Consider the following 22,158-nt stretch of genomic DNA (forward strand, 5'->3'; position numbering starts at 1 on the left):
TATATGAACTTAGTCTAAATTGCTGATAAGTAGGTATTTGTAATTAGTTTAAATAGCAATTGAAAAATGGACTGAGATGGAGGATGTTAGATGTAAGAGGGATAATGGAAGATGTAGGATGGAAGATGTGTTGCAACTTCGAATGTATATTCTTTTTGTATTAGGAAGATACGAGTTATCATGACTTAAGATTATAACACGGATTATACCGAATGCACAATCTTACTAACTAAAAAACCAATCTATAAAGGCAATCGCTAATTAAGTGATTTAGTTTAAACATGGTGAAAGTTCCTTGCAAAAAATCTTTTAATGCAATAATTTCCAGTGCGTTTAGTAGGTAAATATGATCGCAACCATTGTAGGTAACCAATTCAAAATCTGCCTTTTTGGTATTTAGCAGAAGCGATTCAATATCGATATCTTCTACAACTTTCTTTAGTTTTTGAAGTGAAAGGCAATTGTAACGGGCAAACTTGCCGCCAAAATCAATATAAAAGCAATTTAATTTATCAGATTGATAAACGGAACCATAATTATTTGAGAATACGTTAACCAGTTCGTTAATATCGATACAAGCTTTTTCCATCGATACAAAAATTGTTATTATTTAGATTAAATACAAATAAAACTGCAAAAATCTTTTTGAGCTATTTATAGATGAACCTGATAAATCATGTGGTGGTATTTGCCGCCCACAAATTCTTTTTGATTATTGATAGTGAAACCTCTATCAAGATAAAACTTCAGCGCCCTATCATTATCAAATTCTACAATTAAACCAACCGTTTTATGTTTAAGTTCTTTTGCCCAGGCTATACCGGCATTAATCAGTTTCTTGCCAATTCCTTTGCCTTGAGCTTCAGGATTTACACCCAGGCTATCTAGATAAAATTCGCCAGCTTCTGTTTCGGGCTCTGGATTAAAATCTAATAAACCGTTATGAAACTTTAAATAATCAAGAAAATTCTTCCGGAGCGCTAAAAGTTTTGCGCCGTCATAAGCATTAAGCGAACCCAAAATCAAACCATTTTCTTCAAAAACTAAAGTATTTTGATAGCTGTATTGATTATCGGGTAGCCGAAAAAAATGCTCGAAAAAAGCCTGCGTTTTAACAGCATCTGTATCGTTGCTAAATTTGATTGCTAAATCGCCCATCGCCAAGATAATTAACGGTGCAACAGAAGCTGCGTCTTCGGGTGTTGCAAAACGAATCATCAATTAAATTTCGCTTAATTTGAAAGTTTCCGCAACGCGGATGCCTTTTTCAGTTCTTTGTAATGTACAACATTCATTAATCGGGTCGTGCTCCAAAAATAAAATGTAACTATTATTTACCGCTTCTTCCAGAAATGCCTGCTTTTCAGTTAAAGTTTTTAAAGGGAACATATCATAAGCCATAACATAAGGTAGGGGCAAATGCCCTACAGATGGCAATAAATCAGCCATATAAACAATCGTTCTACTTTTATAGCTTATTTTTGGCAACATCATCGCGTCAGTATGCCCATATGCAAAGCTGATGTTTATATTCCTTTGAAATTCAATATTCTCTCGTTCTTCAACAAATTTTAGCTGACCACTTTCGTAAATAGGCAGAATGTTTTCTTTTAAAAACGATGCTTTTTCCCGCTGATTGGGCTCAACCGCCCATTGCCAGTGTTTTTCGTTACTCCAATAATTTGCGTTCTTAAAAGCTGGCAATAATTTATCTCCGTCACGTACAATGGCACCACCTACGTGGTCGAAGTGTAAATGAGTTAAAAATACATCTGTAATATCGGCAGCATTAAAACCCAGCGCAGCTAAAGATTGCTCCATCGAATCATTGCCATGCAAATAATAATGGCTAAAGAATTTCTCATCCTGTTTATTGCCAATGCCGGTATCAACCAAAGTTAATTTATTATCGTTTTCAATTAAAAGGCAGCGCATTGCCCAGGTGCATAGGTTATTTGCATCGGCCGGATTTGTTTTTTGCCAAATCGCTTTAGGTACTACGCCAAACATTGCGCCACCATCTAATTTAAACAAACCGGTATCTATAGTATGTAATGTCATCGCTCTAATAAAATATGAACGCTAAATTTAGGATGTTTTAAGCGATGGGCAAAATGATTTTGCTTAAGCTGATTTATCTGGGGTTACCATTTTCAAGCCTACAATAGATAGAATCAGTAATCCGATGAAGAAGATTCGCCAAAAGTTAGCATCTTCTTTAAAGTAAAGTATCCCTACCAAAACAGTTCCAACTGCTCCAATTCCAGACCATATTGCGTAAGCTGTACCGAGCGGAATCTGCTAAATAGCTTTTGTAAGGAAAACAAAGCTGATGATAACGCAAACTACAAATCCTGTAGCCCATTTCCAATTGGTAAATCCTTCTGATAATTTTAACGATGTGGTAAATCCAACCTCGAAAAGGCCTGCAATAATAAGTAATATCCAATGCATAATTTTCTATTTGTTTTTTATTAAATAATAATTAGTTCAATTTTTGAACAGATAAAAGAGCTAAATGTTTTAATGGCTTAGCTTCACAATGCTTGGGTTGTTTTAATTTTTTGGAAATGAGCGTTCAGTTTAAATGGCAGATTACAGCCCCGCCAATCACTTTATTCCGCTGCGCTTCATGCTCGTTTATGTCGGGTTTACTTACAAAGGTCTGTGCTTAAAAGCCGTACTCGTCATCTCGACTGAAGCGCAGCGAAATGGAGTGATGTTTGAACAATTCCTCTCATATTTAAAATTTAATTGCACTGAGCACTTAGTGGTTCTCTTTGCAATCGAAATGTTGTATTGTCGATAATTTTTAAGTTTTGCCATTCACAAACCATTTGCAAAATAGCCCCTAGCGGGACCGAAATAACCGAATGGCTTCTGCATTTGCGCTTCAAATTATTGTTAAACTTTAATATCGAATGTTTTTCGTCATTGCAAGGCACAGCTTATCATAATACTTCGAGGAAGCAATCTTTTAGTATTTTTTGGTTAGTCGCCGAATGGCCTTTTCTTTCGTCTTGATACAAAAGAAACAAAAAATCAAGGCTTCCCGAATGCTCGGGACAGGTGGAACTGCTGTCTGGTAAATTCTTTAAAGCTTTGATTTCAGTAACACAATTACTCGATTAAGAATAGGGCATAACGTGTTACTTTGGTTTTTTGGTATTTGCAATTTTCTGCATAAGCTTTAACGTTTTATCCATCCATCATTTCCTATGCCGGATTGCAGGGTGGATATAGCGAGTTTTCTGCGCAAATTATTAAGAAATTGTTAGGGATTGCAGATGCGCCACGCTATCCCCCTTTGGAGAAGCCTGTCCTGACTATTCGGGAGGCATGGGGAGGATTTATACTTTGAGGGGGGTAAACTCTCAGAATTGGATTGTTCTTAAACAAAAAAGGAAGTTCAAAAAGAACTTCCTTTCTAATATCAATGAAATTTAATGCTATAAATGAATTACTTCTCCGTAAGCATCAGCAGCGGCTTCCATTATGGCTTCGCTCATGGTAGGGTGCGGGTGAACAGATTTAATCATTTCATGTCCGGTAGTTTCTAATTTACGGGCAACTACAATTTCCGCAATCATTTCGGTAACATTAGCGCCAATCATGTGTGCGCCTAATAATTCGCCGTATTTAGCATCAAAAATTAATTTTATAAAACCATCTTTTGCACCAGCTGCACTTGCTTTACCCGATGCTGAGAAAGGAAATTTACCAATTTTTAATTCGTAACCGGCTGCTTTAGCTGCTTTTTCAGTATAACCAACTGATGCTATTTCTGGTGTGCAATAGGTACATCCAGGAATATTATTGTAGTCTAAAGGTTCAACATGCTGACCAGCAATTTTCTCTACACAGATAATACCTTCTGCAGAGGCAACGTGAGCTAAGGCTTGTCCGCCAACAACATCGCCAATGGCATAATAACCTTTTACAGATGTGTTATAAAATCCGTCGGTTACAATTTTACCTTTTTCAGTTTTGATGCCGGTTTCTTCTAAACCAATATTCTCAATATTAGCAACAATACCAGCCGCAGAAAGAACGATATCTGCTTCGATGGTTTGCATGCCGCTAGCGGTTTTAACAGAAACTTTGCAGCCTGCGCCATTTGTATCAACAGATTCTACAGAAGCTGAAGTCATTACATCGATACCAACTTTTTTCAAGCTACGTAATAATTGTTTCGATACATCTTCATCTTCAACCGGAACTACATTTTCCATAAACTCAACAATAGTTACCTTAGTACCCATTGTTGCATAGAAATAAGCAAACTCTACGCCTATGGCTCCAGAACCTACAACCACCATGCTTTTTGGCAATTCAGGTAAAACCATTGCCTGGCGGTAGCCGATAATTTTTTTACCGTCTTGTTTTAAGTTTGGTAACTCTCTTGAACGAGCACCGGTAGCGATAATAATATTTTTTGCAGTTAATTCTTTTTGAGAACCATCAGCGCCTTTAACTTCTAATTTGTTGCCTGGCTTAACTTTACCGGTACCCATAACAACGTCAATTTTGTTCTTTTTCATTAAGAATTGAACACCTTTGCTCATGCCATCGGCAACACCACGGCTACGTTTTACAACAGCAGCAAAATCTGCAGTCGCTCCGGCGGTAGTAATACCATAATCTGCAGCATGGTTAATGTATTCGAAAACCTGGGCGCTTTTTAATAATGCTTTAGTAGGGATACAGCCCCAATTTAAACAAATACCACCTAAAGATTCACGCTCTACAATTGCAACTTTCATTCCTAATTGTGAAGCTCTGATTGCAGCTACATAACCACCTGGGCCGCTGCCTAAAACAATAACGTCGTAATTCATCTGTTTCTTCTTATTTTTTATATCTGTCAGATGGAGCTTACCATAATTAAAAAAAAAATATCCTTTAATTATGGATGGTTCTTATCTATTCAAAAAGATTTGCTTTTAATCTATTTTAAATTTGGTAATCTTCTGATGAAGAAGTCTTTGCCTGATGCAAATTAATCCCGTACAATCTCAATAATTATACACTACCATTAAAGGCTATAATCGCCTTATCATTTGCCAAAACTAAAAAAATGTTTCTTAATAAACGACAATTGAAAAATTCGTTACAATAAGTTTATAATGGGTGTAAAAACACACATATAAAGCACTTGGATTCATTATTAAAATCATAAATAAGCAAGTTATTGATAAAGTGAAGGTTAAATGTGAAATACCAATGTTAAATGTTGAAAAGTTTTGACACAATTAATAATAATTTAACATTGGATGTTAAAATGTGTTAAAAATTAATAATTACATTTGCGGCACAAAATCTTCCCGATTTATTATTCAACAAAAAACAATTAAAAAAACAAAGTATGAAGAAATCTTTACTTTTAAGATTAGTACTCGTTGTTGTGGCTTTTGTAGGGATTACTTTAGGTGCTAATGCACAGGTAACCACATCGTCAATGACAGGAACAATTAAGGATAATCAGGGCGCTCTGCCTGGTGCTAGTGTAAAAGCTACGCATACTCCTACAGGAACGGTTTACAGCGTATCAACAAACAACGACGGTCGTTTTACGATTGGTGGTATGCGTGTTGGCGGACCGTACACAATTGAAATTAGTTTTGTTGGTTATAACCCTGCAAAACAAACAGAGGTTTATTTGAAATTAGGCGAGCCTTATGTATTAAATACTACTTTGGTAGATAACAGCTCTACTTTATCTGAGGTTAAAATTGTTGGAACAGGTTCAAATACAATTTTAAATTCTAATAAAAACGGAACTTCAACTGTTATTAACAAAGCGCAAATTCAGAGCTTACCAACCATCACACGTAGTGTTAACGATTTAACGCGTTTAACGCCACAAGCTAATGGTACTTCAATTGGTGGTGGTAACTATCGTTCGAACAACTTTACTGTAGATGGTGCTAACTTTAATAACCAGTTTGGTATTGGTGGTAATATCCCTGCGGGTGGTTCTCCAATCTCAATCGATGCATTAGAGCAAATCTCTATAAACGTAACGCCTTATGATGCTCGTCAGACTGGTTTTACAGGTGGTTCGGTAAGTGCGGTTACTCGTTCTGGTACGAATACTTTCTCTGGTAATGCTTTCTATACAATGCGTGGTGAAGAACAACAAGGAAAGAGAATTGGCGAAACTTACCGTATCCCGGCTTTACAAAAATTCGATGAGAAAAATTTTGGTTTCAGTTTAGGTGGTCCGATAATTAAAGATAAATTATTCTTCTTTGTTAACTATGAGAAAAAACTAACTATCGCTCCAGGTACACAAAGAATTGCGGCAACCCCTGCAAATCCTTACTCAACAGCAAATCCAAATGTTGTTCAGGCATCAGAAACATTCTTGAATCAGGTTAGTTCATATTTATTAAATACTTACAACTATGCTACTGGTCCTTATCAAGGATATCAAAACAGAAGCGATAACGAAAAAATGTTTGCTCGTTTAGATTGGAACATTAATAAAAATCACCGTTTTAGTGTTCGATATAATCAGGTAGAAAGTAAATCACCTTCATCAGCAAGTACTTCAACTGGCGGTTCGCCAATTGGCTCGATAACTGGTTTTGCTTATGCTAATGTTAGATCTGGAACGGCTAGAACTGCCGGTTTACCATTCTTCAACTCAAATTATTATCAAGCAGCTAATTTATATTCTGGTGTTGCTGAGTTAAACTCAAACTTTGGTAGTAAAGTAACAAATGTTTTAAGAGCTACTTATTCTCATCAGAACGATCCTCGTACAACTGACGGAAATCCTTTTCCATTGGTTGATATTTTAGATGGTATTCCTGTAGGAAATAATTTTGGTAGTGTTCTAACCACTTTTGGATATGAGCCCTTTTCTTATGGTAACCTAAGAGATGTGAAAGGTTATACTTATAGTGATGATTTAAGTTTAGCTTTGGGTAAACACAATTTAACATTAGGTGTTCAGGCTGAGTTTAGTACAACTAAAAATGGTTTCCAACGCTTTGGTACAGGTTTCTATACTTTCAGAACGTGGAATGATTTTATTACTAATCAAAGACCACTTCAATATACTGTTACATATCCTCTAACAGCTGACGGTTCTCAAGCTTATCCAAGTTTTAAATTCAATCAATACTCTGCTTATTTACAAGATGAGTTTAACGTAAGTGATCGTTTAAAATTAACTGCTGGTTTACGTGTTGAACAAGCTACTTATCCAGATATAACTGAAGTTAGAACTCATCCATTGGTGGCTGGTTTGAATTTTGGTGGACAAAAAGTTGACACAGGTGTTTTACCTGAAAACAAAATTTCTTTCTCTCCTCGTTTCGGTTTTAACTGGGATGTAATGGGCGATCGTTCATTCCAAGTACGTGGTGGTTCTGGTATCTTTACTGGTCGTATCCCATTCGTATGGATTGTTTCTCAATCAGGTGATGCTGGTTTAATCCAATACACTCAAAGTTATACAGGAAATGCAGTGCCGTTTTTTAATCCATCAATTGCTCCACAATTATCTTCTGCAGCTCCAGCTGCTGGAACTTCAATTCCTTCTGCAGGTATTAGTGTAATGGCACCAAACCTTAGATTCCCTCAAACGTGGAAATCTAGTTTAGCTTTTGATGTTAAATTACCAGGTGGTATCGTTGGTACTTTAGAAGGTATTTATGGTCGTGATTTAAATGTTGCGGTTGCTAAAAACTTAAACCTAGTGAATCCGACTATTCAAATTTCAGGTTATCCAGACGGTAGATTGTTTTATCCTGTAAGTAATTCTGATAAATACATTAACCCAATTAATGCAGCTGGTTTACCAGTAGCTAACGGAACCCCAAGTGGTGGTACTAACGGTACAGTAACAGGATTTAACGCCATCCAAATGGAGAATGTTAAAGGCGGTTATAATTGGATGGCTACTGCTCAATTAACAAAACAATTCAGCAACGGTATTTCAGCAATGATTGCTTATACACGTTCTGACCAACGCAATTATGGTGACCAAAGTGGTGACCAATTAGCTGGTTTATGGAACGCTCCGCAAACTCAAAACAACGCTAACGTTCCAACTTTAAGTTATTCAAGTAACTTGAACCCGGATAGAATTGTTGCAAATATTTCTTACAAGAAATCATACTTCGGTAACTTAGCTACTTCATTCAATTTATTCTACGAAGGAGCACAACAAGGTAGATTTTCTTATGCTTATAATGGAGATTTTAATCGTGATGGCGTATCAGGAAACGATTTAATGTATATTCCAAATCCAGGAGAGCTAACTGCTGCATCATTTGTGGCTATTCCAGCGAATACAGCAAATTACGCTAGAGCATATAGCGCCCAAGAGCAAGCTGATATCTTTGAAGCTTATATTGCTCAGGATAAATATTTGAGTAAAAATAGAGGTAAAGTTGCTGAGCGTAACGGTGGTGTATCTCCATGGAGAAACCAGTTCGATTTCAGGTTAACTCAGGAAGTTTTCAAAGACTTTGGTAAAACTAAAAATTCATTCCAATTTACTGTTGATATCTTCAATGTTGGAAATTTATTAAACCGTAATTGGGGTAATGTAAACTTCGTTAATAATGCTCAGGTTTTGGTTCCTCAAAATGTTAGTGCAATCAACGCAACTACAAGACCAACCTTTAGAGTTGCTAACGCTTCAGGTGATATCGTAAGAGAAACGTTTGGTACTTCTCAAACCATTTCTTCTACTTACTACATGCAGTTTGGTGTACGTTATAACTTTAACTAATACATAAAATTAGTATTAATTAAAAAGTCCCGATGCAAATCGGGACTTTTTCGTTTATAAAAGGTTTCAAGTCCTAATGGATGCAATAAATATAGTTTAGTACTATTACAGTACTCTATCTATGCTTTATCCATGCTTGATCTACGCTTTATCTATTAAGTAAGTGTTTATCTGTTAGTTTAGCGATGCTAAATGTTAGCAAGGCGAGTCCAAAATAATAAATGGATTAGGATTTAAGATTAAATTTTTTGCAGATTCCAGATATCTTTCAGAACATATTTAAGAGCTAGTAATATTTTATTATGTAAGTCATTCGATTCCACCCAGGATGACCGATAGAAATCAGAAAATTTTATTGCTATGTTCAAAGATTTAGCTTCGCTGAGCACATTCGTGGTTCTCGGCTCCGCTCGAAATGACGGAAGAGGAATTAATTATAAACAAATATTCCTTTTTCGCTGTTGATGGTTACCTGCTTTTTATCGCTGTTTTGAACACGACCGATAATTTGTGCATCAATGTTAAAGCTTTTTGAGATTGCAATAATATCATCTGCAATTTCCTGAGGAACGTAAAGCTCCATTCTATGACCCATATTAAATACCTTGTACATTTCTTTCCAATCTGTACCCGATTCTTCCTGAATCAATTTAAACAATGGCGGAACAGGAAATAAATTATCCTTAATCACGTGTACATCATCATTAACAAAATGAAGCACTTTAGTTTGTGCGCCACCACTGCAATGTACAATGCCATTAATTTTATTTCTGTGATGTTCTAAAATCTTTTTGATAACAGGTGCATAAGTACGGGTAGGAGATAAGACCAATTTACCAGCAGTAATTTTTCCAAAACCTTCAACTTCAATTTCATCCGTTAACTTTTGGTTTCCAGAAAAAACTAAATCAAATGGAACAGCAGGATCAAAACTTTCAGGATAGTTGTTAGCGATTGATTTATCGAAAACATCATGACGGGCAGAGGTTAATCCATTTGAGCCCATTCCACCGTTATATTCGGTTTCGTAAGTTGCTTGTCCGTACGATGCTAAACCTACTACAACATCGCCAGGTTTAATATTATCATTACTGATGATATCTTCACGCTTTAAGCGACATGTTACCGTAGAGTCAACAATTATAGTTCTCACTAAGTCGCCAACATCTGCTGTTTCGCCACCGGTAGAATAAATAGAAATGCCTTGGTCGCGTAAGTCGGCTAAAATTTCTTCTGTACCATTAATGATTTCAGCAAGTACTTCACCAGGAATAAGGTTTTTATTACGGCCAATTGTTGAGGATAAAAGGATATTGTCGGTCGCACCAACACAGATTAAGTCGTCGATATTCATGATGATGGCATCTTGTGCAATGCCTTTCCATACCGATAAGTCATTGGTTTCTTTCCAGTAAACATAAGCTAGTGAAGATTTCGTGCCAGCACCATCAGCATGCATGATGTTACAGTATTCATCATCACCGCCTAAAATATCCGGAATGATTTTACAAAATGCTTTCGGGAAGATTCCTTTGTCAATATTTTTGATGGCATTATGCACATCCTCTTTTGAGGCAGAAACACCCCTTTGATTGTACCTATTATCACTCATGTTGCTACAAAGATAGCTTTTTAAGCTGAAAGACTAAAGCTGAAAGGTCAAAGGATTTTGGAAATGGAAGATGTTTGATGGAAGATGGGAAATAAAGAATAGGTAATTGGAAATATGGAAATAAAGAATAGGAAATGGATGATGGAAAATAGGTTATAGGGATTGGTAATGGGGGAATTAGCAGTCTGATGATTTTATATTCTAATAATCATAAGATGTTATTTCTTTTTTACTATATAAGAAATTAAGAGCATGTAAGCTTTTATGTTTGGCGCTAAACACAATTGAATCTTAAAATCGTTAATCCTGAAAATCATGATCCAAAAAAAAAGGCGTAAAGTTTTACCTTACGCCTTAATCTTTGAGCTTTCAGCTTTGTGCTTGCGGCTTATTTCATGAATAATAATTCTCTGAATTTTGGTAATGGCCAAACGCTGTCATCAACAATTTGCTCCAATTTATCTGCATGGTAACGAATAGTATCGAAGTAAGATTTAACTTTCTCGTCGTAAGCAATTGCTTTTTCGCGAGTATCTTCAATCTTATTGGTCACTTTACGTTCTTCTAACATGGCATCGATATTGGTTTTAACGATATCTAAATGCTCAGATAGTTTCTTAACAATATCCAAAGATGATTTACTATTTACACCAAGTTCTTTTAATCCTTTAACGTTTTCAATTAAAGAATTTTGGTAGGCGATAGCAGCAGGAATAATTGCAGTATTTGCAACTTCACCCATTACACGAGCCTCAATTTGAAGTTTCTTGTAGAAGTTTTCTAACATGATTTCATGGCGGGCATGAATTTCACGTTTGCTGTAAATTCCTGTAGCTTCAAATAAAGTAGCAGATTTTTCTGTTAAATAAGCATCTAAAGCTTTAGGCGTAGTTTTGATGTTTGATAAACCGCGTGTTGCAGCTTCATCTTCCCACTCCTGGCTATAACCGTTTCCTTCAAAACGAATTGATTTAGATTCTTTAATGTATTTTTTGATAACCGTTAATAAAGCGATGTCTTTTTTATCACCTTTCTTAATTAATTTATCAACCTCAGATTTGAATTTAACTAACTGTTCTGCCATTATAGCGTTTAAGATAGTCATTGGTGCTGATGAGTTAGCTGACGAACCCACTGCTCTTAACTCAAATTTGTTACCTGTAAAAGCGAAAGGAGATGTCCGGTTACGGTCGGTATTATCTAATAAAATTTGTGGAATTTTAGGGATACCTAACCAAAGTGCGTTATCTTCTTTAATTTTTTTGCTGATACGTGAGTGCTCAATTTCATCTAAAACATCATTTAATTGAGAACCTAAGAAGATTGAAATAATTGCAGGTGGCGCTTCGTTAGCACCTAAACGGTGATCGTTGCTTACCGATGCAATACTTGCACGTAATAAATCTGCATGCTCGCTAACTGCTTTAATTGTATTTACAAAGAAAGCCAGGAACATTAAGTTGTTTTTAGGCGTTTTGCCCGGTGCTAATAAGTTTTTACCAGTATCAGTAATTAAACTCCAGTTATTGTGTTTACCAGAACCATTAATGCCTGCGTATGGTTTTTCGTGTAATAGAACACGGAAATGGTGACGACGAGCAACTTTTTCCATCAAATCCATCAATAATTGATTGTGATCGATTGCTAAATTGATTTCTTCGTAAATAGGTGCACACTCAAACTGAGAAGGTGCAACCTCATTATGGCGGGTTTTTAAAGGAATACCTAATTTTAAGGCTTCATTTTCGAAATCTACCATGTAAGTGAATACACGCTCAGGAATTGAACCAAAATAGTGATCTTCTAATTGCTGACCTTTAGCGGACATGTGTCCGAATAAAGCACGACCAGTTAATAATAAATCCGGACGGGCGTTAAATAAAGATTCATCAACCAGGAAATATTCTTGTTCGATACCTAATGACGCATTTACTTTAGTAATGCTTTTATCGAAATATTGGCAAACATCAACAGCAGCTTTATCTAATGCAGCTAATGCTTTTAATAAAGGTGCTTTATAATCTAATGCTTCGCCTGTGTAAGAAACAAATACGGTAGGGATGCAAAGTGTTTTACCAGCTTTGCTTTCCATGATAAAAGCCGGAGATGATGGATCCCAAGCTGTGTAACCACGAGCCTCGAAAGTATTACGGATACCTCCGTTAGGGAAACTAGATGCATCTGGCTCTTGTTGAACTAATGCGCTACCAGCAAATTTCTCGATAGCACCTTCGCCACTTGGCTCAAAAAATGAATCGTGTTTTTCTGCAGTAGTACCTGTTAAAGGCTGGAACCAGTGTGTGTAGTGAGTTGCTCCTGCGCTCATTGCCCAAGCTTTCATAGCTGTTGCAATGTGGTTTGCATCCTCAGTATTGATTAATTCACCTTGGTTGATAGATGAAATTAATTTTTCGTACACGTCTTTAGATAAGAAATCTCTCATTTTTTTCTTATCAAATACATTAGCGCCAAAAAAGTCAGAAATTTTTGTAGATGGTGATTTAACTTCTGGTGAAATTCTGTTTTGAGCCTCTTTTAATGCGATGGTTCTTAAGCTTTTCATTAATTCGTTATGTTTTTTGTCAAAAATAGTATATTTTATTAATTTTTATGAAACAATTGTAAGAAATATCTCAATTTTATCGAAAATGAAATATGAAAATGATTTTGTTCTTTAAAATTTCATTTTTAGCAAATAATATAGATTTTTTAAAGTTTTATGGAATTGATGATTTAATTACATCATGGTATAAAACTCAAAAACTATGTTTAACTCATCATTTAACATTTACAAAACCGAGTGGCTCGATCTTGTATTTTCTGGAAGAAACAAAAACTATGGCGCTTACGCATTAAGGGCACAATCTTCATCAATTTTAACTAAATCTTTATTTGTTGCCGGTGGTGTGTTTATACTATTAAGTGTTGCGCCTTTAATTTATAGCAGATTAAATCCTGCTGAAGTTGTTGACACAGGCGTTCAGGTGAGCATACCTGATGATAAGATTTTTAAAATTGAAGAGCCTAAACCTGAGAAAAAGGAGGAAATTAAGAAAGAAGAACCTGTAAAAGTGAAAAGCATTAATATGCCCTCGAAAATTGAAGTGGTAAATGATGCGATTGCAAAACCTGCGCCTACAATTGATGATACTAAAGATGCAGTTATAAGTAACATTACTCAGAATGGTGAAATAAATCCAAACATTGTTTTGCCAGCTAAAGTTGATGAAGGTAATGGCAATGGTAGCAAAGTTGGTGAAGGCGATAAGCCTAGCGGTAATGAAATTACAGATGTTTCTGGTGTAGATGAATATCCGGAATTTGAAGGTGGAATGAAAGCCTGGGCGAAATACATACAACGTAATTTAAGGTATCCTTACCAAGCGCAAGAAGCCGGAACACAAGGTAAAGTTTTTATAAGTTTTGTTGTAGAAAAAGATGGTTCGATTACAAATGTTAATCTGGTTAGAGGTATTGGTTTCGGTTGCGATGAGGAAGCTTTAAAAGTAATCAAGAAATCACCAGCATGGAAAGCGGGTAAAAATAAAGGCAATCCCGTTCGTGTTCGCTTCAACTTGCCTATAACTTTTACCTTAAATAATTAAAATGCTACCTATTAAAAATTTATTGATTGTTTTACTAGGCCTGATTTTTACCTTTCAACTAAAAGCTGCTGATGTTCTTGCCTCAGATACCAGCCAATCGTACAGCATTGAACTAGCTCAAAAAGACATCAGCAGAGGAAACATAAAGTTTTTAATTTGGAGTGGCATAGCTTCAAAACATTATGAAGGTGATAAGCCCTTCGAGAAAAAGTATAATGTTAACTATTATCAGTTTGGATGTGTTTTGCCCTTAAATATTAGTTTAGCCGCTTATAATAAAGTTGTGGCCAATTATCTGGACGCTAAATATGGCAAAGCCTGGCGAAAAGACGTTAGAAAAGATGTGATTTTGGAAGATGGAAGGATGTAAGATGGAAAATGTGGAATGGAAGGTGTTGGATGGATGATGTAGGAAGGGTGAGGTGAAATGGATGATGTTGAACAGAGCATAAATCTGAACGGCTTGGTTTGAAGTTTTTAGGATTTGTAAAATCCTGTTTTATTATGTGTTCGACATGCCTTTCGGAACATGTCGAACAGCTTTAAAAAATGTAGAATGGAAGATGTTGGATGGAAAATGTGGAATGGAAGATGTTGGATTGATGAAATTGGAGATAGCATAAAACAACACGGCTTGAGCATTTGCTCAAGCCGTGTTGTTAAAAGTATTATATGTGTTTTGGTAAAATGGATGAGGGAAAGAATTCCATTATCCATCTCACATCATCCATCATTTTACTTGTTTTCAATCCATTTTCTGGCGTTTACAAAAGCCTCCATCCATGGAGAAACTTCTTCTTTTCTGCCTGCCGGATAATTTGCCCAGTGCCACTGAAATAGTGAGCGTTCAATGTGTGGCATCATTACCAAATGGCGGCCAGTTTCATCGCACATCATTGCTGTATTGTAATCAGAGCCATTCGGGCTAGCCGGATATTGCTCATACGCATATTTAGATACAATCTGATATTTATCTTCTGCATAAGGCAGGCTGAATTTTCCTTCGCCATGCGATACCCAAACGCCCAAAGTTGCACCTTCTAAAGTAGAAAGCATTACCGATTTGTTTTTAGCTATTGTTAAAGAGGTAAAAATACTTTCGTGCTTATGACTTTCATTATGCAGCATTTTTGGTTTTTCTGCATGGTCTTTATTTATCAAGCCAAGCTCAATAAATAACTGGCAACCGTTGCAAATCCCTACAGAAAGTGTATCAGCTCTGCTGAAGAATTTTTCTAATGCGATTCTGGCTTTGTCATTGTACATAAATGCTCCAGCCCAACCTTTCGCCGAACCTAAAACATCAGAGTTTGAGAAACCGCCAACTGCACCAATAAATTGAATGTCTTCTAAAGTTTCACGTCCGCTAATTAAATCCGTCATGTGTACATCCTTAACATCAAATCCTGCAAGGTACATTGCATTTGCTAATTCACGCTCAGAGTTACTTCCTTTTTCACGGATAATAGCCGCTTTTGGTCGTGGTTTGTTATTGTCAATTAAAGGTTTTTTACCATCAAACTGTGCAGGGAAGTTGTATTTTAAAGGCTGATTTTTATAATTATCAAAACGTTCTTTAGCCTTAACATCGCCGCTTTGCTTTATATCTAATAAGTAAGAAGTTTTGAACCAGGTATCACGTAATTCAGAAATATTAAATTTGTAATCTACATCTGCGTGATTTATGGTCAACGTATTTCCATTTATCGGATTTCCAATATTGTAGAATTCTACACCATTTGCCTTCAAAATTTCTTCAGCGGAAGCATCTGCCTGAAAAACGATACCAATATTTTCAGCAAATAAAACTTTAATTAAGTCGGCCTCTTTCAGGGCAGATAAATCAATTTTTGCAGCCAGGTCAATATCCGCAAAACACATCTCCAGTAAGGTGGTAATTAAACCACCGCTACCTATATCATGGCCGGCTTGAATTTTTCCTTCTTTAATTAGTTGCTGTATTGTATTAAAAGTTGTTTTGAAAGCCTCAGCGTTTTTAATATCCGGTGTTTCTGTTCCAACCTTGTTTAAAATCTGTGCGAAAGAAGAACCGCCTAATTTGTAGCCATCATTAGAAAGGTTGATATAATAAATTGAGCCACCATCTTTTTTCAGAACGGGTTCAACAACATTAGTAATATCATCGCAATTTCCGCCAGCAGAAATAATAACCGTACCCGGAGCAATTACATCACCATCTTTATATTTTTGCTTCATCGAAAGCGAATCTTTTCCTGTAGGGATATTGATGCCTAGGTCTATAGCAAAATCCGAGCAAGCCTTAACCGCATTGTACAAACGAGCATCTTCACCTTCATTTTTACAAGCCCACATCCAGTTTGCAGAAAGTGAAACACTTTTTAAACCATCTTTAAGTGGAGCCCATACAATGTTGGAAAGCGATTCTGCGATTGCATTTCTACTTCCTGCTGCCGGGTCAATTAATGCTGAAATTGGTGCATGTCCTACTGATGTTGCAATACCTTCTTTTCCAAGAAAATCTAAAGCCATTACACCGCAGTTGTTTAGGGGCAATTGCAGCGGACCAGCATTCTGCTGTTTAGCCACACGACCACCAACACATCTATCAACTTTGTTGGTTAACCAATCTTTACATGCCACGGCTTCTAACTGAAGTACCTGATTAAGATAATCATTCAGTTTATCTGCCTGGTAGCTTAGTTCTTCATATTTTCTATCGATAGTTTTATCTTCCATTACCACCTTTGGTGAGCTGCCAAACATGTCTTTCAGTTCAAAATCCATAGGTTTTGCACCTGTAGTTTCCGATTTGAATGTAAAACGATGATTACCTGTTACTTTACCAACTGTATACATTGGAGCACGTTCTCTATCCGCAATCTTCTGGAGGGTTTCGATATTTTCGTTACTAATGACCAATCCCATGCGTTCCTGAGATTCGTTACCAATAATTTCTTTGGCGGAAAGGGTAGGGTCGCCAACCGGAAGTTTATCCAGGTTGATTAATCCACCTGTTTCTTCAACCAATTCAGATAAACAATTTAAATGTCCGCCAGCACCATGATCATGTATAGATATGATCGTGTTGTGCTCACTTTCTACCATGCCTCGAACTGCATTTGCAGCTCTTTTTTGCATTTCGGGGTTTGAGCGTTGGATAGCATTTAATTCAATGCCCGTTCCAAATGCGCCTGTATCTGCAGATGATACCGCAGCACCGCCCATCCCGATTCTATAATTTTCTCCACCTAAAACAACAATATTATCGCCTTCTTGCGGTTTTTGTTTTTTAGCCTGACTTGCCTTACCATATCCAACACCGCCGGCAAGCATAATCACCTTATCAAAACCTAACTTTCTGCTTGTCATGCTGAGCTTGTCGAAGTGCTCATGTTCGAAAGTTAAAACAGAACCCGTAATAAGTGGCTGACCGAATTTATTTCCAAAATCAGTTGCACCATTAGAGGCTTTAATTAAAATATCCATTGGCTTTTGATAAAGCCATGCTCTTTCTTCAACACCTTTTTCCCAATCGCGATTTTCTTCTAAACGGGAAAGTGCTGTCATGTAAACTGCAGTTCCTGCCAAAGGTAATGAACCTTGTCCGCCAGCTAACCTGTCTCTAATTTCACCACCAGAACCTGTAGCGGCACCATTAAAAGGCTCTACAGTTGTTGGGAAATTATGCGTTTCTGCTTTTATAGAAATTACCGATTCGAAATTGCTCGTTTCATAATAATCGGGCACATCGGCACGTTTTGGTGCAAATTGCTGTACAAGCGGACCTTTAATAAAAGCTACGTTATCTTTATATGCCGAAACAATATCGTTCGGATTTTCTTCTGATGTTTTACGGATAAGTTTGAATAATGATGTTGGTTTTTCTTCACCATCGATAACAAAGGTTCCGTTAAATATTTTGTGGCGGCAATGCTCCGAATTTACCTGAGAAAAGCCAAAAACTTCAGAATCTGTTAAGGGTCTTTCTAACCTTGTTGCAAGCTCAGTTAGGTAATTAACTTCATCATCGCTTAAAGATAAACCTTCATGTTTATTAAATGCGGCAATGTCAGTAATCTCTAAAATTGGCTCAGGTTTAATATTGATGGTGTAAACCTCTTGATTAAGTCCATCATACTTTTGTGAAAGCATTGGGTCGAAAGCCGTAAAATCTTCTTCAACCTTTTTAAATTCTTCTATTCTTATTATCCCATGGATGTCCATATTTTGGGTAATTTCAACCGCATTAGTACTCCATGGGGTTATCATTGCAGCCCTTGGGCCAACAAAAAAACCGCTTAGCGCAGTTTCATTTTGTAGCTTGGCGTTGCCAAATAACCATTCAAGTTTAGTAATATCAGTTGAAGATATGGGATGGTCTGTCTGTAAAACAAAAACCGTATCGGATTGATTTAAGAAGAAATGAATCATGCTTTTTTTTTGAAGATGCAAATTTAGCTTTTTTAAGTGAAAAAGGTTAAGGTTTTCGGTTTATTCGTAATGCTTTTTAGCTGTTGAAAATTGAGAGGTTGAAATGTTAGAAAGTTAGTGGATATTTGAGGCATCTAATCGTAATCCGAAAATCTAAAATCGTAATTTAAAACATGTTTAATCGTATTCATCATATCGCCATTATCTGTTCTGATTATCAAAAATCGAAAGATTTTTACGTTAATAAATTAGGTTTAAAAGTTATTAGTGAGTTTTACCGGGCTGAACGAAAATCTTATAAGTTAGATTTGGCTGTAAATGAACTTTATCAGATTGAATTATTTTCTTTTGAAAATCCACCCGAAAGACCATCCCGACCAGAAGCTTTAGGTTTGCGTCATTTAGCTTTTGAAGTGGATGATGTTGAGCTTGAGGCAGGGCGTTTAAATCGGCTGAATATTGCAACAGAGCCCATTCGTATTGACGAACTTACAAATAAGAGGTTTACTTTTTTTACCGATCCGGATGGCTTACCTTTAGAAATTTACGAAAAGTAATAATACAAAATAGCCAACAATTTTGTTGTTGGCTATTTAGATACCGATCGAGTATTAATTACTTTAACAATTCAAAGCCCGGTCGAAACGCGATTCATTCAAATTGCTAATACAAACTTATGTTATGATTATTAATTTGTAAAACAAACGTTTGATTTATTTATTAACAGCTTTCTGAAATGAAAGATTAAATAAGTTTATTTATTTATAATTAATTGACTTTTAGTGTTTTGTATATTTTTACAATGTTGATAATCGAAGATTTGTGTTGTTGTTTTAAGTTTAAATATTTTGGATAAAGAAAATAAGCAGATTTTTAAGTTTAAAAAATTTGATGTTGATCAAACCAATTGCGCTATGAAAATTAATACTGATGGCGTGTTGATTGCGGCAATGGTTAAGCATAATGAGCCGAAATATGTGTTAGATATTGGTACCGGTACTGGTGTAATAGCTATGATGCTGGCACAGCGTTTTCCTAATGCACAAGTCCATGCAGTTGAAATTGATAAAGATGCCTCCGAAACGGCTAATAAAAATTTTAGAAATTCTAGTTTTAATAGCCGGCTTTTTTGTCATCATACAACAATAGAAACATTCCAATCCCCTCAAAAATTCGATTTGATTGTTTCCAATCCGCCTTTCTTTATTAACGATTTAAAAAATGAGGAGCAGCGTAAAGGCTTAGCCCGACATGCAAGTGTTGATTTTTTCGAGATGCTGGTGCAAAAGTCTGCTCATCTTCTAAATAAAAACGGAAAAGTCTGTTTTATTTTACCGGTAAAGCAGGCAAAACTTGTTGAAGAAATTGCAAGGAAATATCACTTGAAAGTTAGCGAGCAGGTTAATCTTCATTCTGATAGCACTAAGAAAACTTTTAGAGTAATAATCAGTTTAACATTTGGAATTGAGGAACTAAACATTAAAGCGTTTTACATCTACAAAAGTTATAAAGAACATACTGATGAGTATAAGGAATTATTGAAGGATTTCTTTCTTGCCTTCTGATTTTGTTTATTCGAAAAATGACTTATTATAAAAACTATCAATATAATTAATGAAAAAAATTGGGCTAATTTCTGATACGCATGGCTATTTGGATGATGCGGTTTATAAACATTTTGATGCTGTAGATGAAATCTGGCATGCAGGCGATTTCGGTCCGAATGTTGCCGAGCCCCTTGCTGCATTTAAACCCCTTAAAGGTGTGTTTGGAAATATTGATGATGCGCTAATCAGATCGGCCTTTCCTGAGCAAAACAGGTTCAGCTGCGAAGGAATAAACGTCTTAATGACGCATATAGGCGGATATCCAGGTAAATATTCATCATATATAAAAGAAGAAATATACACTAACCCGCCTAAATTATTCATTGCCGGGCACTCCCATATTTTGAAGGTAATATATGATGAAAAGTTAAAATGTTTGCATATAAACCCCGGAGCAGCTGGTAAACATGGCTGGCATAAAGTAAGAACTTTGATTCGTTTTAGTGTAACTGAAGAAAATATTCATACCTTAGAGGTTATAGAGTTATCAGGTAGATAATGTAAAAAGTACACTAAGTATGGTTTGTGGCGTTAAAACACTCGGTCAATTTATCATTGAAAAACAATCAGATTTTCCTTATGCCAAGGGAGAATTATCAAGGCTTTTGAGGGATATCGGTATCGCTTCCAAAATTGTAAACCGCGAAGTAAATAAAGCAGGTTTAGTTGATATATTGGGAGATATGGGTACAACAAATATCCAGGGTGAAGAACAGAAAAAATTAGATGTTTATGCAAACGAGCAATTTATAGCTGCTTTAACTAGTGGTGGAGAATGTTGTATTGTAGCTACAGAAGAAGAGGATGAAATTATTCATATAGAATCTCCGGTTTCTCAGAATGCAAAATACATTGTTTGTATCGATCCGCTTGATGGTTCATCAAATACTGATGTAAATGTGGCCGTAGGAACCATATTTTCTATCTACCGCAGGAAAACGATTGATGGTAGAGCAGTTTTAGAAGATGTTTTGCAGAAAGGAACTCAACAAGTGGCAGCAGGTTATGTTATTTACGGCTCATCAACTATGTTAGTTTATACAACCGGGAAAGGTGTTAATGGCTTTACTTTAGATCCGTCAATCGGCGAATTTTGTTTATCGCACCCAAATATGCGTATCCCTGAATGCGGATATATGTATTCTGTTAACGAAGGGAATTACGGCCATTTTCCTGATGGTGTAAAAAAATACATTAAGTATTGCCAGGTAGAAGATGAAAGCACCAAAAGGCCATATACATCGAGGTATATTGGCTCTATGGTTGGAGATATTCACAGAAATTTAATAAAAGGTGGTATTTACATTTACCCAACTACCTCACGCTCTCCAAATGGTAAGCTTAGGTTGCTTTACGAATGTAACCCAATGGCCTTAATAATTGAACAGGCAGGAGGGAAGGCTACCACAGGTTTTGAAAGGATTCTTGATATTGAACCAACGGAATTGCATCAAAGGGTTCCGATATTTATAGGCTCTAAAAAAATGGTTGAAAAAGCCGAAGAAATGATGTTAATGTATACTGAAAAATCACCTGCAGAAAATAAAGTTGCTGATGCAAAGCTTAACGACTTGGGTGTAGTTGGTGGTATTGACTAATTTAAAGTAGCGTAGGTTTATTTTTTTCCGCTTCAAAAAAAGTATCAATTGCCAAATTTTGCTTATCATGTGATGCAGCTACAGCTAGCCGGTCGCAACGCTCATTTTCTGGATGGTCGTTGTGGCCCTTTATCCAAACAAACTTTACCTTGTGCAGTTTATAAAGTTCTAAAAATCGAAGCCAAAGGTCTTTATTTTTTTTATCCTTGAAATTTTTGGTTACCCAGCCAAATACCCACTTTTTTTCAACTGCATCTACCACATATTTAGAATCTGAATAAACAGTTACTTGCTGATTAAGACTTTTCAGTGCTTCAAGACCTTTAATTACCGCCAGTAATTCCATACGGTTATTGGTGGTCATCCTGAAACCACCGCTTAGTTCTTTATAATGTTGTCCTGCTCTTAAAATGGTTCCATAACCACCCGGACCAGGGTTTCCGCTTGCCGCACCGTCTGTATAAATTTCAATCATAAACAGTATAAAGGTAGGTTTTTAGCTTTTAAAAGTATTATTTAACAATATTTTAAAATTAAATTAATTGAGTAATAGGTGTTTAATTAAAGCAATTAA

15 protein-coding genes and 1 pseudogene are annotated in these 22,158 nt (G+C 36.1%); 7 read left to right on the forward strand and 9 right to left on the reverse strand.

All coding sequences use genetic code 11. The features are described from left to right. Positions 1-229: 229 nt before the first annotated feature. The 5 genes and pseudogenes from LUA86_RS07805 to lpdA all read right to left on the reverse strand — a co-directional run bounded on the left by LUA86_RS07805 (position 230) and on the right by lpdA (position 4,838). The gene (locus LUA86_RS07805; RefSeq protein WP_231460046.1) at positions 230-589 is read right to left on the reverse strand and encodes a hypothetical protein; all 360 of its coding nucleotides are present in this window, start codon (positions 587-589) and stop codon (positions 230-232) included. Positions 590-654: 65 nt separating this feature from the next. Beyond that, a complete protein-coding gene (locus LUA86_RS07810; RefSeq protein WP_231460047.1) occupies positions 655-1,218 on the reverse strand; it encodes a GNAT family N-acetyltransferase in 564 nt (187 codons plus the stop codon). Between the two features lie 3 nt (positions 1,219-1,221). Then, a complete protein-coding gene (locus LUA86_RS07815; protein ID WP_231460048.1) occupies positions 1,222-2,061 on the reverse strand; it encodes an MBL fold metallo-hydrolase in 840 nt (279 codons plus the stop codon). A 63-nt stretch (positions 2,062-2,124) separates the two neighbouring features. Beyond that, positions 2,125-2,454 (reverse strand): annotated as a pseudogene (locus tag LUA86_RS07820) (multidrug efflux SMR transporter). A gap of 995 nt (positions 2,455-3,449) precedes the next feature. Continuing rightward, entirely contained in the window at positions 3,450-4,838 is a 1,389-nt protein-coding gene (gene lpdA / locus LUA86_RS07825; protein ID WP_231460049.1) for a dihydrolipoyl dehydrogenase, read from the reverse strand. 527 nt (positions 4,839-5,365) lie between these two features. Here lpdA and LUA86_RS07830 point away from each other — a divergent pair. Beyond that, positions 5,366-8,749, forward strand: a complete 3,384-nt coding sequence (locus tag LUA86_RS07830; protein ID WP_231460050.1) for a TonB-dependent receptor domain-containing protein — start codon at positions 5,366-5,368, stop codon at positions 8,747-8,749. A gap of 430 nt (positions 8,750-9,179) precedes the next feature. Here LUA86_RS07830 and LUA86_RS07835 read toward each other — a convergent pair whose 3' ends face one another. Together LUA86_RS07835 and LUA86_RS07840 are read right to left on the reverse strand one after the other, a co-directional pair. Beyond that, a complete protein-coding gene (locus LUA86_RS07835; protein WP_231460051.1) occupies positions 9,180-10,361 on the reverse strand; it encodes an AIR synthase-related protein in 1,182 nt (393 codons plus the stop codon). A 388-nt stretch (positions 10,362-10,749) separates the two neighbouring features. After that, positions 10,750-12,924, reverse strand: coding sequence for a glutamine synthetase III (locus LUA86_RS07840; RefSeq protein ID WP_231460052.1), 2,175 nt, complete (start codon positions 12,922-12,924; stop codon positions 10,750-10,752). Between the two features lie 202 nt (positions 12,925-13,126). On the opposite strand from LUA86_RS07840, the gene LUA86_RS07845 reads away from it, so the two are divergent. Together LUA86_RS07845 and LUA86_RS07850 are read left to right on the forward strand one after the other, a co-directional pair. Further along, positions 13,127-13,966, forward strand: a complete 840-nt coding sequence (locus LUA86_RS07845; protein ID WP_231460053.1) for an energy transducer TonB — start codon at positions 13,127-13,129, stop codon at positions 13,964-13,966. 1 nt (position 13,967) lies between these two features. Then, positions 13,968-14,336, forward strand: coding sequence for a hypothetical protein (locus tag LUA86_RS07850; RefSeq protein WP_231460054.1), 369 nt, complete (start codon positions 13,968-13,970; stop codon positions 14,334-14,336). 365 nt (positions 14,337-14,701) lie between these two features. Here LUA86_RS07850 and purL read toward each other — a convergent pair whose 3' ends face one another. Further along, positions 14,702-18,379: a phosphoribosylformylglycinamidine synthase gene (gene purL / locus LUA86_RS07855; RefSeq protein ID WP_231460055.1), complete on the reverse strand. Its 3,678-nt coding sequence runs from the start codon at positions 18,377-18,379 to the stop codon at positions 14,702-14,704. Positions 18,380-18,552: 173 nt separating this feature from the next. Here purL and LUA86_RS07860 point away from each other — a divergent pair, with 173 nt between their 5' ends. From LUA86_RS07860 to fbp, 4 genes are all read left to right on the forward strand, one after another. Continuing rightward, positions 18,553-18,936: a VOC family protein gene (locus LUA86_RS07860; RefSeq protein WP_231460056.1), complete on the forward strand. Its 384-nt coding sequence runs from the start codon at positions 18,553-18,555 to the stop codon at positions 18,934-18,936. 291 nt (positions 18,937-19,227) lie between these two features. Continuing rightward, a complete protein-coding gene (locus LUA86_RS07865) occupies positions 19,228-19,944 on the forward strand; it encodes a tRNA1(Val) (adenine(37)-N6)-methyltransferase (protein WP_255713396.1) in 717 nt (238 codons plus the stop codon). A 49-nt stretch (positions 19,945-19,993) separates the two neighbouring features. Further along, positions 19,994-20,485 carry a metallophosphoesterase gene (locus tag LUA86_RS07870; protein WP_231460058.1) on the forward strand — a complete coding sequence of 164 codons (492 nt, stop codon included), beginning with the start codon at positions 19,994-19,996 and terminating at the stop codon, positions 20,483-20,485. A 19-nt stretch (positions 20,486-20,504) separates the two neighbouring features. After that, on the forward strand, positions 20,505-21,584 hold the full coding sequence (fbp, locus tag LUA86_RS07875; protein WP_231460059.1) for a class 1 fructose-bisphosphatase: 1,080 nt from the start codon (positions 20,505-20,507) through the stop codon (positions 21,582-21,584). 1 nt (position 21,585) lies between these two features. Here the strand turns inward: fbp and rnhA are convergent, their stop codons facing one another. Then, positions 21,586-22,059 (reverse strand): ribonuclease HI, encoded by a 474-nt coding sequence (rnhA, locus tag LUA86_RS07880; RefSeq protein WP_231460060.1) that lies wholly within the window; start codon positions 22,057-22,059, stop codon positions 21,586-21,588. Positions 22,060-22,158: the final 99 nt, after the last annotated feature.

Source organism: Pedobacter sp. Leaf132 (assembly GCF_920984695.1).
GTDB lineage: Bacteria > Bacteroidota > Bacteroidia > Sphingobacteriales > Sphingobacteriaceae > Pedobacter.

What these genes read in the sequence shown, in the direction of transcription:
- LUA86_RS07805 (WP_231460046.1), bottom strand. Translation starts at nt 589, where the DNA reads ATGGAAAAAGCTTGTATCGATATTAACGAACTGGTTAACGTATTCTCA.
- LUA86_RS07810 (WP_231460047.1), bottom strand. Translation starts at nt 1,218, where the DNA reads ATGATTCGTTTTGCAACACCCGAAGACGCAGCTTCTGTTGCACCGTTA.
- LUA86_RS07815 (WP_231460048.1), bottom strand. Translation starts at nt 2,061, where the DNA reads ATGACATTACATACTATAGATACCGGTTTGTTTAAATTAGATGGTGGC.
- lpdA (WP_231460049.1), bottom strand. Translation starts at nt 4,838, where the DNA reads ATGAATTACGACGTTATTGTTTTAGGCAGCGGCCCAGGTGGTTATGTA.
- LUA86_RS07830 (WP_231460050.1), top strand. Translation starts at nt 5,366, where the DNA reads ATGAAGAAATCTTTACTTTTAAGATTAGTACTCGTTGTTGTGGCTTTT.
- LUA86_RS07835 (WP_231460051.1), bottom strand. Translation starts at nt 10,361, where the DNA reads ATGAGTGATAATAGGTACAATCAAAGGGGTGTTTCTGCCTCAAAAGAG.
- LUA86_RS07840 (WP_231460052.1), bottom strand. Translation starts at nt 12,924, where the DNA reads ATGAAAAGCTTAAGAACCATCGCATTAAAAGAGGCTCAAAACAGAATT.
- LUA86_RS07845 (WP_231460053.1), top strand. Translation starts at nt 13,127, where the DNA reads ATGTTTAACTCATCATTTAACATTTACAAAACCGAGTGGCTCGATCTT.
- LUA86_RS07850 (WP_231460054.1), top strand. Translation starts at nt 13,968, where the DNA reads ATGCTACCTATTAAAAATTTATTGATTGTTTTACTAGGCCTGATTTTT.
- purL (WP_231460055.1), bottom strand. Translation starts at nt 18,379, where the DNA reads ATGATTCATTTCTTCTTAAATCAATCCGATACGGTTTTTGTTTTACAG.
- LUA86_RS07860 (WP_231460056.1), top strand. Translation starts at nt 18,553, where the DNA reads ATGTTTAATCGTATTCATCATATCGCCATTATCTGTTCTGATTATCAA.
- LUA86_RS07870 (WP_231460058.1), top strand. Translation starts at nt 19,994, where the DNA reads ATGAAAAAAATTGGGCTAATTTCTGATACGCATGGCTATTTGGATGAT.
- fbp (WP_231460059.1), top strand. Translation starts at nt 20,505, where the DNA reads ATGGTTTGTGGCGTTAAAACACTCGGTCAATTTATCATTGAAAAACAA.
- rnhA (WP_231460060.1), bottom strand. Translation starts at nt 22,059, where the DNA reads ATGATTGAAATTTATACAGACGGTGCGGCAAGCGGAAACCCTGGTCCG.